14 protein-coding genes are annotated in these 13,385 nt (G+C 63.9%); 6 read left to right on the top strand and 8 right to left on the bottom strand.

The features are described 5' to 3' along the window. Positions 1-6: 6 nt before the first annotated feature. Positions 7-966 carry a hypothetical protein gene (locus tag ACOQPI_RS13845; protein ID WP_420620208.1) on the top strand — a complete coding sequence of 320 codons (960 nt, stop codon included), beginning with the start codon at positions 7-9 and terminating at the stop codon, positions 964-966. Between the two features lie 16 nt (positions 967-982). Here ACOQPI_RS13845 and ACOQPI_RS13840 read toward each other — a convergent pair whose 3' ends face one another. After that, on the bottom strand, positions 983-2,263 hold the full coding sequence (locus tag ACOQPI_RS13840) for an alpha/beta hydrolase family protein (protein ID WP_420620207.1): 1,281 nt from the start codon (positions 2,261-2,263) through the stop codon (positions 983-985). Positions 2,264-2,318: 55 nt separating this feature from the next. Between ACOQPI_RS13840 and ACOQPI_RS13835 the strand changes: the two genes are divergently transcribed. Beyond that, positions 2,319-3,485, top strand: coding sequence for an amidohydrolase family protein (locus tag ACOQPI_RS13835; RefSeq protein WP_420620206.1), 1,167 nt, complete (start codon positions 2,319-2,321; stop codon positions 3,483-3,485). A 39-nt stretch (positions 3,486-3,524) separates the two neighbouring features. On the opposite strand, the gene ACOQPI_RS13830 is transcribed toward ACOQPI_RS13835, so the two are convergent. Genes ACOQPI_RS13830 through ACOQPI_RS13820 form a run of 3 tightly spaced genes read right to left on the bottom strand, consistent with a single transcriptional unit; the run spans position 3,525 to position 5,788 of the window. Further along, entirely contained in the window at positions 3,525-4,649 is a 1,125-nt protein-coding gene (locus ACOQPI_RS13830) for a zinc-binding dehydrogenase (RefSeq protein WP_420620205.1), read from the bottom strand. Between the two features lie 36 nt (positions 4,650-4,685). After that, a complete protein-coding gene (locus ACOQPI_RS13825; RefSeq protein ID WP_420620204.1) occupies positions 4,686-5,429 on the bottom strand; it encodes a hypothetical protein in 744 nt (247 codons plus the stop codon). 56 nt (positions 5,430-5,485) lie between these two features. Then, positions 5,486-5,788 (bottom strand): DUF2510 domain-containing protein, encoded by a 303-nt coding sequence (locus ACOQPI_RS13820; RefSeq protein WP_420620203.1) that lies wholly within the window; start codon positions 5,786-5,788, stop codon positions 5,486-5,488. A gap of 46 nt (positions 5,789-5,834) precedes the next feature. On the opposite strand from ACOQPI_RS13820, the gene ACOQPI_RS13815 reads away from it, so the two are divergent. From ACOQPI_RS13815 to ACOQPI_RS13800, 4 genes are read left to right on the top strand one after another with little or no spacing between them, the layout of a single operon-like run. Further along, the gene (locus tag ACOQPI_RS13815; protein ID WP_420620202.1) at positions 5,835-6,383 is read left to right on the top strand and encodes a nuclear transport factor 2 family protein; all 549 of its coding nucleotides are present in this window, start codon (positions 5,835-5,837) and stop codon (positions 6,381-6,383) included. A gap of 35 nt (positions 6,384-6,418) precedes the next feature. Continuing rightward, on the top strand, positions 6,419-7,135 hold the full coding sequence (locus ACOQPI_RS13810) for a dienelactone hydrolase family protein (protein WP_420620201.1): 717 nt from the start codon (positions 6,419-6,421) through the stop codon (positions 7,133-7,135). Further along, positions 7,132-7,929 (top strand): 3-hydroxyacyl-CoA dehydrogenase family protein, encoded by a 798-nt coding sequence (locus tag ACOQPI_RS13805; protein ID WP_420620200.1) that lies wholly within the window; start codon positions 7,132-7,134, stop codon positions 7,927-7,929. The genes ACOQPI_RS13810 and ACOQPI_RS13805 overlap by 4 nt, the downstream gene beginning before the upstream one ends. Positions 7,930-7,948: 19 nt before the next feature. Beyond that, on the top strand, positions 7,949-9,046 hold the full coding sequence (locus ACOQPI_RS13800) for a Zn-dependent alcohol dehydrogenase (protein WP_420620199.1): 1,098 nt from the start codon (positions 7,949-7,951) through the stop codon (positions 9,044-9,046). A 23-nt stretch (positions 9,047-9,069) separates the two neighbouring features. On the opposite strand, the gene ACOQPI_RS13795 is transcribed toward ACOQPI_RS13800, so the two are convergent. Genes ACOQPI_RS13795 through ACOQPI_RS13780 form a run of 4 tightly spaced genes read right to left on the bottom strand, consistent with a single transcriptional unit; the run spans position 9,070 to position 13,382 of the window. Continuing rightward, the gene (locus ACOQPI_RS13795) at positions 9,070-10,089 is read right to left on the bottom strand and encodes a DNA-processing protein DprA (protein ID WP_420620198.1); all 1,020 of its coding nucleotides are present in this window, start codon (positions 10,087-10,089) and stop codon (positions 9,070-9,072) included. After that, positions 10,082-12,160, bottom strand: a complete 2,079-nt coding sequence (locus ACOQPI_RS13790; RefSeq protein WP_420620197.1) for a RecQ family ATP-dependent DNA helicase — start codon at positions 12,158-12,160, stop codon at positions 10,082-10,084. Before ACOQPI_RS13790 ends, ACOQPI_RS13795 begins: the two co-directional genes overlap by 8 nt. Positions 12,161-12,162: 2 nt before the next feature. Further along, positions 12,163-12,810: an alpha-ketoglutarate-dependent dioxygenase AlkB gene (locus ACOQPI_RS13785; RefSeq protein WP_420620196.1), complete on the bottom strand. Its 648-nt coding sequence runs from the start codon at positions 12,808-12,810 to the stop codon at positions 12,163-12,165. A gap of 38 nt (positions 12,811-12,848) precedes the next feature. Next, the gene (locus ACOQPI_RS13780; RefSeq protein ID WP_420620195.1) at positions 12,849-13,382 is read right to left on the bottom strand and encodes a DnaJ domain-containing protein; all 534 of its coding nucleotides are present in this window, start codon (positions 13,380-13,382) and stop codon (positions 12,849-12,851) included. Between the last annotated feature and the right edge of the window lie 3 nt (positions 13,383-13,385).

Here is a 13,385-nt window from a genome sequence, read left to right as displayed (position 1 = left end):
CACCCCATGTCCTCCAACCCTGCCACCCACCCCGACGACGAGTTCCACCCACCAACGTCGGACGACCCCTATTGGACCGAGACTTGCTGGTTCACCTTTGCCGCCCCCGAGCACAAGCTGTCGGGGCAGCTCTATCCGTTCTTCCGGCCCAACCAGGGGATCACGTCCGGCGGAGCCTTCTTCTGGGACACCGGGGGCGACCAGATCTGGAACTGCCGCTACGCCAAGAACTTCTGGCACTTGCCTTTGCCCGACCAGCCGCTGAGCGACATCGAGCTGCCCAACGGCATTCGCTACCAGGTGATCGAGCCTCTGGAGCAGTACCGGATCGGATTCCTATGCCAAGACGACGGGGAGGCCGAGGTGGACCTCACCTTCACAGCAGTGTGCCCGCCGAACTATCTGGGCGACGGCCATTTGGACCAACCGGGTCGCTACCAGGGCACCATTCGGCTGGGCGATGACGTGTACGAGGTGGACGCTTACGGCATGAGAGACCGGTCGTGGGGGCCGCGCAGCCAGTTCGGCGCCACCCTGCATGGCGCGGTTCGGGGCGGCTATAGCTACGCCACCGCCTCGGACACCGACGGGTTCCACGCCCTGACCATGGCCTACGGCGAGGGCGACGACCCCGACTGTACCGTCATCCACGGCTACTACCTGTGCGACGGCGAGTACTCCCGGCTGGTGCCCGGACAGGGTCGGCGCGGCGTGCTGGAGCGCGACCCCGGCACCGGCGCTCCCACTGTGGTGCGGATCACGGCCACCGATGAGCTAGGCCGCAACCTTGAAGCGACAAGTCGGGCCGTCAACAGGATTGGCGTACACCTGAATCCCAACCTGTGGACGTGGAACTGCCTCAGCGAATGGACGTTTGGCGACGCGGTTGGCTGGGGCGAAGACCATGACAACTGGAGTGCGGCTGGCTACCGACGCTTTGTCCGAGGCCACCTCGGCTTGGACTGAGCCTGGCTCCCTTTTCTCAGCCAGCCTGGCGGTAGTCGGCCAGTTCGACACCGTCGATGAGATCGGCAAACTCGGGGGTGACCCCGACGTCGAGCCGATCGGTCAGATTGGCCAGGAAAAATGACGTTGCCAGGTGCTCGAGGGCCGCCTGCATGTCCAAGGGGTCAGCGTTTTCCGGAGTACACCCGTCTTCGGCCCGGGCTACTTGTTCCGCGCCAAGAAGAGGCTCGAGCATGCCCAGGCCGCCTCCGGCGAGAATGACGGGGCAACTGTCGGTGAAGCTGTTGTGGCCGGCCTGAGCCAGGTTTACGAAGGTCTTGGGTCCAGGGGCTGAGTCGTAACTGGCCAGACTCCTGTCGGTGGGCACGGTGATGTCCAACTCAGCCACCACCACCAGAATCGGCTTGTCTGCCCCCTCGGGGGGAACCGCACCGCCTCCAGCCAACGGCAGGGCGGCCAAGACCGACTCGTTGGCCAATGCGCCCAGTGCGGTACTGGCCCCGGCGGAGTGGCCGATCACTCCCACCCGGGCGGTGTCGACGGCGCCCCCGAATGCCGATTCCAGCGCAGCCAGGGTATTGGCGATGTCGGCTTGGTCTTTCTCGGGGCTGGACTCTGCGGTGCCAAACGCCTGGGCGGGCAGATTCCTGTGGATGTGCTCGGGTGATGCGACTATGAAGCCATGCGAGGCCAAATGGGTGGTCAAAAAGATGGCAACGTCACGGTGACCGCCGTATCCGTGGCTGTAGATGACCACCGGATAGGGGCTACCGTCGGCCAGCGGTGCGTCGCGATAGGAGTTGGTCTCAACTGCGCTTTGCATGCTGTCGGGAATCAGGGCTCGAAATGCAGCCGGAATGGCTTGGGCAGAGTCATAGATCTCAGTCTCCATGCCGGCCACTGTGTCCGCATCGGAGGGGTACCAAACAGAAAGAGGCTGCTCGCCGGATTCTTCGCCTAGCTCCAGGGTCATGACCCCCACGGGAAACTCGCCAAATTCGGTGAGCGCGACCGGCGGCTCAGGCGTGGGCTCCGGCGTAGGGGCTGGTGTGGGCGCCGGGGTTGGTGCGAGCGTGGGCTCAGGTGTGGTTACCGAGGTTGGCTCAGGATCAGGGGCAGGTGCCTCGGTAGGTGCGGGCGGGGAAGCAGGCGCCTCGGTGGGAGCGGGTGTGGGCGCGGGTTCGGGTGCCGATGCCTCCGTGGGGACCGCGGCCGGAGCGCCGTCGTCGTCGGAGGAGCAGCCCGCTGCCACCAACACCAGAGCCATGACAAGAGCAATCCAGGTCTTTTTGGTCACGCTCTTGAACCGTCCCGCTTTCTTGGACTCTGGTTGACGCGAATAAGCTCCGTTCATGGGCCGAAAGTACAAGGTAATCAGCGCTGATGGGCATGTGGAGACGCCGCCCGATGTATTCGTGAAGTATGTCCCCGAGCAATACAAGGATCGGGCACCCCGTCTGATCCACCTCCCCGAGGGGGGAGAGGGGTGGCTGATCGAGGGCCAGCCGCTGCTTCGCAACGGCCAGAACATCGCCGGGCGCGACAAGGTGAAGTTCTCCGGCGGCACCTATTTCAACGCCGACGGCAGCCCGGCTGAAGGGGCTGGTCCCGCTGAGCAGCGCCTCCGGGAGCAAGACCTCGACGGCATCGATGCCGAGGTGCTGTTCCCGCCGGTGTTCGCCAGCCGATTCCTCGAAGGAATCAAGGATCCCGACGTGTACCGCTCCATGATCCGGGCCTACAACACCTTCCTGGCCCACGACTACTGCTCGGTGGCCCCCGACCGGCTCATCGGCAACGCGGTAACCCCCATCACCGGCATCGACCACGCGGTGGAGGAACTGGAGTTTGTCGCGGAGGCGGGACTGCCATCGGTGGCGTTCTACAACTTCCCCAACGGCTCTCCCTACGCCGATCCGGTGGACGACCGGTTCTGGGAGAAGAGCCTGGAGCTTGGTCTCAAGCTGGCCCCCCACTTCGGCTTCGGGGCGGGGCAGGCCCCGCTCCAATCGGCGGCCAAGGGAACGTCTGACAGTCCCTGGGCGAGCGCACTGGTACAGCGGGCCGGCAGCCACTCCCCGGTGTACTGCATGGCCCAGCTCATCGCCGCCGGCGTGCTGGAGCGGTTCCCCGAGATCAAGTTCTACTTCGCCGAGACCAACGCGAGCTGGCTGCCCGGCACGCTTTACTTCATGGACGACAACTACGACCTGTTCGGCGACTGGTTCAAGGTGAGCTACGAGCGCAAGCCCAGCGAGCAGATACTCGACCACTTCCACTTCAGCGTGATCCGCGATCCGGTGGTGTTCGACATGGTCGACATCATCCCGTGGGACAACATCATGTGGGGTACCGACTTCCCCCACTCGGTGGGTTCCTTCCCCGACTCCCAGGAGTTCATCGAAGAGAACTTCACCAAGGTGGACGAGTCCATCTCCCGCAAGGTGCTGCTGGAGAACCCGGCCAAATACTTCGATCTGGACCTCGACGCCGACATCACCGAGACGCCGGCAGCCTAGGGATCCAGGGCCCCTCGGGAGTACCGAGCGGCCTGAGAATCAACTCAGATCGAGCACGCCTCGGGCCAGCTTCCCGGCCTCGAGGTCGTCGAACGCCTTGTCGAGTTCGGCTAGGTCGTAGGTGGCCGACACCAACTCGTCCAGCAGCAGCCGGCCGTCGAGATACAAGTCCACCAGGGCGGGGATGTCGAACGCGGGGCGGGCTGATCCGTAGCGGCAGCCCATTATCGACTTGTTCTGGTAGAGCTTGAACGGGGCGAGCTCCATCCGGGAGTCCATGCCCGCCACTCCCAAGATCACCATGCTGCCGCCGGGGCGCAGCATCTCCACCGCGTCCATCATCAGCGAGGTGTTGCCCACGCACTCCACCGAGCAGTCCACCCCGCCTGCGGTGATCTCCCGCACGGTCTCGATTGACGGGTCTTGGCCGGAGTCCACGAAGTGGGTGGCGCCGAATTGGCGGGCAAATCCCTCCTTGGCGGGGTTGTTGTCGACGGCGACGATCTTGGTAGCCCCGGCGATGCGGGCGGCCTGGATTACGTTGAGGCCGATGCCCCCCACACCTATCACCGCCACGGAGTCGCCCCGGTAGACCTGGGCCCGATTGAAGATGGCGCCGGTGCCGGTGAGCACGCCACAGCCGATAAGGCAGGCACTGGTGAACGGCACCCTCTTATCGATGGCCACAACTTGGCCCTGACCGACCACAACCTCCTCGGCGAACACGCCGGTGTTGGCGAAGCCCATGATCTCCTCGCCCTGGTAGGTGAAGTAGGCGGGCAAGTCGCCGGGGCCGGGCTCCTCGCCGGTCTCGTTGCGCTTGGCGATGGCCGCGCCGAGTTTGGAGGTCTGGCACAAGGTGGGGTGGCCAGTGGCACACACCGAGCAGCGTCCGCAGTTGTCGATGGTGGCGATTACCACGTGATCACCGGCCTCCACGGTTGTCACATCGCTGCCCACCGCCACCACCTGGCCGGCACCCTCATGGCCCATCACGAATGGCGGGGAGAACATCTGCCCGAAGGTCCCGTTGATCACCGACACGTCGGAGTGACACACCCCGGCTGCACCGATCCGCACTCGAACCTGATCGGGTTCGAGATCGGTCACCCCGAGCCCATCGACCACAACCGCGCCCTCGCCGTCGAACAAGATGCCCCGCATAGTTGGTGCTCCTCTCTGCCTATGACCGTTTGATGCCTATGGCCGATTGATATAGGTGTCGTCTTCGTATGCCTGGGGGCCGGTGAGCGTGCCAGGGGCTGGGGTCATCAGCTCCTCCCGAAAGCGGGTGGTGTACTGCTGGGCCGTGGTCCGCCACGCCACGAGCCGGTCGTCGCCGTCGACCCCCTCGTCGAATCCGCCGGCCGCGTCGGCCGCTTTGTTCAGTCGAATATAGGCCTCGGGGGAAGCGGCCCACACCGTGCACACCTCATAGTCGTGGTGCAGCACCTCCCACAGCCCCATGCAGGTGTAGCCGTAGTCGGCGGCGGCGGGCAGGTAGTCGGCAGCCATGGCGGCCAGATAATCGCGGGCTGATCCCGGCCGCACTTCGGTCAACTCGTGGATGTACAGGGTGCCTCGCACCTCACCGGCGAGCACCGATGCCAGTGGGGGCGATTCGGGTACTGATCCCAGCACTCGGTCGTAGCCTCCGGTGCGGAGTTTGTAGGCCTCCTCCCACCATTCGTCGAGCAGGTCGTTGGACTTCCGCTTGAGGTTGAGGCGATCCACCCGCTCGAGCCAGCCGTCCCAACCCCCCGAGTCCCACAGGTTCACCACCTGAGGCCAGCGGGCAGTGATCCCCATGGTGTACCAGGTGCCCAGGAGCTCGAAACCAACCCGGGCGTCCCGGTTCTGGATCTTGATGTGCTCCATGTAGGGCCACGCCGCCTGGCCCGTGATGTCGACGTACTCGTGCAAGATGATCTCTCGTTTTGCCACGGCCAGGACACTACCGGGAGATGTCGATCAAGGAGTTGTTGAGAGCTCGGGGCCCTTCAGATGAGCACCGCCACCACGATTACCAGCACGATCACGGCAACGAGGGCCACTGACGCCAGCAGCATGGCCCCGGGTAGCCGTTTGCCGAAGAGGCGGATCATTCGCCGGCTGGGGATGGGCGGAGCTGGCTCGTTAAGGGGGATTGCCCGGGGGGCCACTGCGATGCCAGGCGGATCTATGCCGGGTTGCTCTCCGTCGCGGACCTTTTCAGTCCATTTTGTGCCATCCCACCATCGGGCGTCATGGCGCCCGAATGGGTCGGTATGCCAAGAGGCCTCGGGTTCGGGGTTCGCTGCCAACTCGATGCTGAGTCTAACCAGACCGACAGCCTGCTGGCAGGGCAGAATGGCGGCTGTGGACAGCCAGGCCCAGCTTGCCGAACTCTTGTCCAAGCAAGAGATCATCGAACTGCTGTATCGGTACTGCCGGGGGGTGGACCGCCTCGACATGGAGCTGGTCCGCTCGTGCTACCACCTGGACGCCACCGATTCCCACGGCACTTTCGAGGGCACTGTGGACGAGTATCTGGTGTGGAGCGAGCGCCTGTTGCGTCGCTACACCGGCTCGGTCCACAACGTGTTGAACGTGTTCGTGGAAGTCGACCCGGAGTTGGCAACTTCTGCCGATGGGGGCACTGTGCAATGGGCTCGCTCCGAAGCCCACGGCATCGCCCGGCATTGGACTGAGGGAGGGCCGCCGGAATTGAACCTGTCGGTGGGCTTCCGCTTCATTGACGACTTGTGCCGGCGAGGCGGCGGACCTTGGCTCATCCAACGGCGGGTGGCCACCACGGAATGGGTGCGAGAAGAGCAGTTCCGTCCTTTCGATGAGCGCTTCTTGCGGGGCAGCCGAGACCGCTCCGATCCCGTTTATGCTCCCCGTCCTGACCAATAGGCCACTGGCCGAACCGAGAACTACCATCGGCTGCCATGCAAACCGAGAACCTAGAACTCTCCACTGCCGATGGCCCGATGAGGCTGTACGTTGCCCGCCCCGATGGCGAGCCGAGGGCCGCGGTAATCGTGATCATGGAGGCCTTCGGGCTGAACAGCCATATCGAGGATGTGACTCGACGGATGGCGGCCGAGGGCTATCTGGCGGTAGCCCCCGATCTGTATCACCGCTACGAGAACAATCTGGCCGGCTACGACGAGATGGACAAGATATTCGAGATGATGGGCAACCTCCTCGACTCCCACTCCCTGATGGACGTGGATGCCGCTCTCGGCTATCTGGCCGACCAGGGGATCCCGTCCAACAAGGTGGGCATCACCGGATTCTGCATGGGCGGCCGGGTCACCTTCCTGACGGCTATCAGCCGCCCAGTGGGCGCGGCGGTCACCTACTACGGCGGGGCCATCGTGACCGACGGGTTCACCCCGGGCCAGCCCAAACTGGCCGACCGCCACGGCGACCTCCAGTGCCCGTGGCTGGGCCTATTCGGCGACCTCGACGGCATGATCCCAGTCGAGGGTGTCGAGCAACTTCGGTCCGACCTCGACGGCAACTCCCAGCCCACCGACATCGTGCGCTACGCCGATGCCGACCACGGGTTCCTGTGCGACGAGCGCCCGTCGTACAACGCCGACGCTGCCTCCGACGGCTGGTCCCGTATGGCGGCCTGGTTCGGCGTGCATCTGTCGTGACCGCTGACAGCCAGTTGGTCGCCAACCAGGGACAGCCTGTCGCCGGCGCAGAGAAAATCGGGGTCATCGGCTCGGGGGTGATGGGCTCGGGCATCGCGCAGGTGATGGCCATCGCCGGCCATCCCGTGGTGGCCTTCGACATCGATCCCGACATCGTTGCGGCCGCGCCCGGTCTGGTGGCCGAGGGCCGGTTCGGAATCCAGGGAGCAGTGGCCCGGGGCAAGATGACCGAAGCCGAGGCTGAAGCTGCGCTGGGCCGCATCGACTTCACCACTGACCGAGATGCGGCTGCGGCTGTCGATGTGATCATCGAGGCCGTCCCCGAGCGCTTGGACCTCAAGATCGAGCTGTTCAAAGACCTCGACAAGGAGTGCCCCGACCACACCATTCTGGCGTCCAACTCCAGCGGGTATCCGGTGCAGGCCCTGGCGGTGGCCACCGACCGGGCCGATCGGGTGATCGGCTGGCACTGGGCATCGCCGCCGCCGGTGATGAAGCTGGCCGAGATCGTGAGGGCACCGCAAACCTCCGACGAGACCACCGAGACCATCTGCCGCCTGGCCGCCGCCGCGGGCAAGAACCCCGTGGTGATCAAGGACTCGGCCATGAGCTGGGGCTACGTCACCAACCGGGTGTACGGCGCCATGATCCGAGAGGCCAACGCGGTGGTGGCCGAAGGTGTGGCCAGCCGGGAAGAAGTAGACCAGCTCATGGTGGACTGCTTCCGGTGGCCGTCAGGCCCTTACGGCATGGTCTCCGGTGCCACCACCGGCTGGAGGGCCGGCAAGAAATAAACCCAAAAGAGAGGTTTCCATGAAGGCAGCGCTCTTGGCATCGCCGGCCACGCCGTTGGTGATGGCCGATGTGGATTGCGTCGACCCCGGACCGGGGCAAGTGCGGGTGCAGGTCACCCACTGCGGCTTGTGCCACTCCGATCTGACCATGATCGATGCCCCCGAGATGATGACCCCGATCATCCTGGGCCATGAGGCCGCTGGGATCGTCGACGCGGTGGGTCCCGGGGTGGACTCCCTGGCCGAGGGTGACCATGTGATGCTGTCGCCGTTCGGGCCGTGCGGGACGTGCTATTGGTGCGTGCGGGGGGAGATGACGCTATGCGCGTCGGCGGCGTCGATGTTCATGGGAACAATGCCCGACGGCTCGATTCCGTTCACGATGGACGGCCAGCCGGTGTACCGGGGCCTGGGAGTCGCCGGATTCGGCCAACTCACCTTGGTAGCCGAAACCGCTGCGGTGAAGATCGACCCCGAGGTGCCCCTGGAAGTGGCCGCGGTGATCGGATGCGCTATCCAGACTGGTGTGGGCGCAGTGCTCAACACCGCCAAGGTGGAGGAGGGCGCCACCGTGTTGGTGATGGGCCTGGGCGGCGTGGGCATGTCGGTGGTGCAGGGGGCCCGCCTGGCCGGCGCGTCGCGTATCTTCGCCTCCGACCCGGTGGCCGATCGCCGCAACGCCGCCGTGGCATTTGGAGCCACTGATCTGCTCGATCCAAATGAGACCGACGTGGTGGCCCACGTGCAGGAAGCCACCAAGGGGATCGGCGCCGACTACGCCTTCGACGCCGCCGGCGCTGGCCCGCTAGTGGAGGCGGGCCTGGCCGCCACCCGCAACGGCGGCACCACGGTGATGGTGGGCGCGCCCGCCCTGGAGCACACTGTGACCATCAATCCCGCAGTCATGTACCTCACCGCCGAGAAGAAGCTGCTGGGCTGTCTGTTCGGCGGCTGCAACTCCCAGCGAGAAGTCCCCCGCCTGCTAGCCCTGTGGCAAAACGGTCGCCTCGACCTCGAGCCCATGATCACAGCCCGCCGCCCCATAAACGAGATCAACGCCGGCCTAGAAGACCTCCGAGCCAGCATCGGCATCAGAACCGTATTCAACCTGAGCTGACTCGTCGCCAGTTCCTAGCGCGTTTAGCCCTGATTGCTGAACCCTGGAGGGAACGGAAGCCGAGCCTCTCCTTCAGGTGGCGTCTGCTGTCCGTCAGGCATCGGCTTGTCCAGTGCCTTGATGAGCAAGTCTCCCAACTCGTCCAAAGAGCCGACCGGCATGGCTCCCAGTTGTTCCAAACGCTCGTTGCCTGGACCTTCACCGGGTCCCCGCCACATGGCGACCGGTCCGAAACCGTGTTTGAGCGATTCGACCGCGCCCGCCCATGTCCCGCCGGTTTCGATGTCGCTGGCCACGACCAGTGTGGTCAACGAACCGGCATAGATGAGCTTGTTCCGTCCCATGGCTGTCCCCGCAGTAAAACGGGCGTCGGGCTTATAGGGAGTACATAACAGAGCACGGCCATCGAGGATCACCCGTCGGTTGTCCGGCCGTTTGAGTTGGCGTTCCATCGAGTCGGCCAGAAAGCCGATCGCGGCACCCTCCTCCCCAATAGCCGCGTTCATGGCCAGCTGATCCACTCCCCGAGCACCGCCGGAAACCACCGGCAAACCCAGCCGGGTAGCCAACCGGGCCGCGCCCTTGGCGACTTCAGCGCCTTTTTCGCCAATATCTCGGCTTCCGACCACTCCGAGACCTGGGCGTTCGAAGAGATCAAGGGGGCCAGCAGCGTGTAGCACCACCGGGGCTTTCTCCTTCAGCCGATACCTGAACAGACATGGATAGTGCTCATCAAACGGAGTGATGGTGTGAATGCCAGATTGCATCAAGCGGTCGACCTCAAAGGCCATCGCGATAGCTCGATCGAAGAGGGCGGCAATCCTGGAAGCCATCTCTTCCGCAAGACCGTGCATGGCGCACAGCGTTTCAGGGGGTGCTTCAAGGAGCGCGCTCGGTCGGCTGGCAAGTTCAGATTGTTGCCAGTACTCCGCAGAAGTAAGTGGCTTGACCCCTTCCGAAGCCAGCCTGCTGGTCAGCAACAGTGCAGCCAACGAGTCCTGGTTTGCTGCACCTCCGCACCCGATTCGTCCGAACTCAGTCACGCGCCGACCTTCCCGCCGTATCTGCCAAGGCGAACGGATAAACCAGTCTGGCACCAGATCGCCGAAGCTGAGCAGCAATCACTGTGAACGTCCACCGGGAGTCCACGATGTCGTCCACCAACAGTACGGGCCCAGAAGGAACATCCGGGACAATCCTGAATGCATCCTTGATGTTTGCGTATTGCTTGGCGCTGTTCTGCATGAACTTCTGCGGCTGGGTGTCTTGGGCTGTGTCAACTGCATCATGGCACGGCAGCCCCAGCTCCTGGGCGATGCGTTGGGCCAAATCTCGGACAAGTGCAGGATGCCTGCGGGAGGGGACATAGGACACCCAGGTCGGTGCAGGATCAGGCTTCCAGCGGTTTCGGATCAGGTCCGCCGAAGCATCAACCAACTCATCGTCAAAGTGTCCTTCGGCCTTTCCCCTTTGGACGAGTGCTCCCCAACCCCCATCACGCCAGAGGGCCAGCACGCGACCTGGCTCACAGCGTTGATCCGTGGGGATCCTGCCCTCGCCTGGGACCTGCTTCCGGGGTTCTATTGAGAGTGCTGATTCCCTCAGAAAGTCCACTGCGGCCTGAACGGCTTGGGAACCCGCCCCGAGCTTTCTGTGGTCTGACAGGCAATTGTCGCAGATACCACAAGGATGCGCATGCGGATCGTCCAAGTACGACCTGAGCAAGTTCATTCGGCATTGTCCAGTGCTGGCATATTCGGCCATCTGAGACTGCTCCCCCCACCGCAGGGCAGTTACCGCTTCGACCCGCTCACTGTCGTAGCTCCATGGTTGAAGTGTCCGCTGCCAACCAGCAGGGACGCGTTCGACCGCGTCATCGACCTCCAAAATCTTCAGGAGTTGGTGAAGCCGCGACCGTCGGACGTTCACAACCCGCTCGATTTCAGTGAGCTTCAAGGGGCTTGCCGTTTGCTCCAGCAGTCCAACAATCTCATGGGCTTGGACAATGGTGGGGAACGCCGAGTCGATGAAGTAGTTCTGGATGTCAGCGTCCTCGTAACCCTGGAGCAAGATGCCCCAAGAATCGGCCAGATTCCGCCCAGCCCTCCCTACTTGCTGGTAATAGGCAATCGGAGAGCCCGGTGCCTGGTAGTGGATAACGAAGGAGAGGTCGGGTTTGTCGAATCCCATGCCCAGTGCGGAAGTCGCTGCGACGACCTTCACCTGGTTGCCTAGCAACTGTTGCTCGATCTCCAATCGGCGGTCATTGTCAGAATCGCCCGAGTAGGCGACGGCGATTATTCCCTGGGACGAAAGCCAGGCTGCAACTCTGTCAGCGTCACGGATCGTGAGGCAGTAGACGATGCCGGTTCCGGGCAGCTTGGGAATCGTTTCAGCCAGCCACGCCAGCCGCATCTGCTGATGTGCTGGTTCGTAGACGCGGAGCCGGAGCCCCTCGCGACCAAGGGGGCCACGAATGCGCACGAGTTCATTCCCAAGCTGGTCGGCTACATCGTCCACAACCCGGTCATTGGCAGTAGCGGTGCAGCCCAGCACGGGGATACTTCGTGGCAGTAAGTCCAAGACTCCCTTGATTCGGCGGTAGTCAGGCCGAAAGTCATGTCCCCAATCCGAGATGCAGTGGACTTCGTCGACCACCAGCAGGCCACCGCGCCGGGCCAGCGACGGCAGGTGCTCAGTACGGAAATCCCGGTTGGCCAGCCGCTCTGGTGAGATCAGCAGGACGTCGATCCGGTCAGAGTCAATTGCGGCATAGACCGCCTCCCATTCCTCCTGGTTGGAGCTGTTGATGGTGGTCGCCCGGACCCCCATGCGCAGAGCGGCTTCGATTTGGTTCCGCATCAATGCCAACAATGGAGATACCAACAGTGTGGGACCGGCACCTCTATCGCGCAAGAGCCGTGTGGCGATGAAATAGACCGCGCTCTTCCCCCAACCAGTTCGCTGCACCAAGAGAACTCTCGTCCGCTGCAATACCAACTGCTCTATGGCTTCAAGTTGCCCAGGGCGGAAGGTTGATGACTGATCGTTGGTCAGTGCTCGCAAACGCTCATGAGCTTCCGAGGAGAAGAACTCTGCTTGGCGGTTCGACATTTTCAGAGGCTCCCTTTTGAAGATTCGTGGCGGAAGATGATGCTGAGGCGGGGGGCGGTGGCGTGGGTGAGTTTGGGGACGGAGTGCTCGAAGTGGTGCTGGCAGTTGCCGCCCATCACCAGTAGGTCGCCGGAGCCGAGGACGAACTTTCGGGACTTGCCGCCGCCGAGGGGGCGGAGCAGGAAGGGGCGGGCCGCACCCAGCGACACCAGGCCGATGACGGGCTGGTGCATGATCCGTCCGATCTTGTCGGCGTGCCAGGCCACGCTGTCGCTTTCGTTGCGGTAGAGGTTGATTCCCACTCGGGTGAAGGCCTTGCGGTAGCGGGCACCCAGCATCACGGCGATGTCGTCGATCACGGGTGCGGCTGCGCCCACAACGTCAGTGGGGAGGTGGCTCGACAGCCGGGGGACATCCACCATGTTGTCGTACATGGGCCGTCTTCCGGTGGAAAGGGGGACCGTTTTCACCAGCTTGTCCAACAGAGTGTCGCCGCCCCGGACGAAGCCGGTCATCGTGTCGACCCATGCCTCGCCGCCCAGGTCCACCCGCTCAGGGGCCAGCTCAAGCACGATTGGCTCCTGCATGCTCCACAGCGCGGGCTGGGCAATGGCACTGCATCGCTCAGAAGGTGGGGCAACAGCCGACATGGTCCGATCACTCTACGGACGACCGGTGACAGTTTGAGCTAGAGGCTTGTGCGTTGGAAGATGCGGGCGAATCGGGCGACGACTTGATCGATGGGCGGGGCCTCGCCACTGGCCAATGGGTCGAGGGTGAACTCGACTCTGGCTTCGGCCTGCCTGGCCCGGGACGGCATCGGGACGATCGTGGCTGCCAGCTGGCAGACCACTCCGTTGTGGGCGGTGAAGGTGATCTGCACGATGCCGGCGTCGTGGTCGATGTAGCTCACCTCGCCCAACTGGTGTCCTGCCTCTACCAGCCGGGCGAAGACGTCACCTGGAGGGAGGAGCAGCACAGAGGCGTCGTCGGTCGCCGAAGGGGTTGGTTGGGGTGGGGGAGCTGGTTTCGGAGTCGGGGGAGGCTCAGTACCAGCCCGCTGGAGCCAGTGGTATGCCTCGGTGATGCGGGCCGCCACCGCAGTGGTGCCGCCTGCATCGGGGTGGGCTTGGCGGATCAGCGCCCGATAGGCGCGGTTGATGTCGTCGGGCTGCGCCCCCTTCTCCAGCCCCAGTGTTCGCAGCGCCCGCTCCCGATTCACACA

Origin of the sequence: Candidatus Poriferisocius sp. (assembly GCF_965219815.1) — a bacterium.
Lineage (GTDB): Bacteria > Actinomycetota > Acidimicrobiia > Acidimicrobiales > Bin134 > Poriferisocius.
The sequence above is the reverse complement of the archived record's forward strand: the minus strand, read 5'-3'. Positions and strand labels throughout refer to the sequence as shown.

Excerpts from the sequence above, each read along its gene's own strand:
- ACOQPI_RS13845 (WP_420620208.1), top strand. The coding sequence starts at position 7 with ATGTCCTCCAACCCTGCCACCCACCCCGACGACGAGTTCCACCCACCA.
- ACOQPI_RS13835 (WP_420620206.1), top strand. The coding sequence starts at position 2,319 with ATGGGCCGAAAGTACAAGGTAATCAGCGCTGATGGGCATGTGGAGACG.
- ACOQPI_RS13830 (WP_420620205.1), bottom strand. The coding sequence starts at position 4,649 with ATGCGGGGCATCTTGTTCGACGGCGAGGGCGCGGTTGTGGTCGATGGG.
- ACOQPI_RS13815 (WP_420620202.1), top strand. The coding sequence starts at position 5,835 with ATGGCGGCTGTGGACAGCCAGGCCCAGCTTGCCGAACTCTTGTCCAAG.
- ACOQPI_RS13810 (WP_420620201.1), top strand. The coding sequence starts at position 6,419 with ATGCAAACCGAGAACCTAGAACTCTCCACTGCCGATGGCCCGATGAGG.
- ACOQPI_RS13800 (WP_420620199.1), top strand. The coding sequence starts at position 7,949 with ATGAAGGCAGCGCTCTTGGCATCGCCGGCCACGCCGTTGGTGATGGCC.
- ACOQPI_RS13790 (WP_420620197.1), bottom strand. The coding sequence starts at position 12,160 with ATGTCGAACCGCCAAGCAGAGTTCTTCTCCTCGGAAGCTCATGAGCGT.
- ACOQPI_RS13785 (WP_420620196.1), bottom strand. The coding sequence starts at position 12,810 with ATGTCGGCTGTTGCCCCACCTTCTGAGCGATGCAGTGCCATTGCCCAG.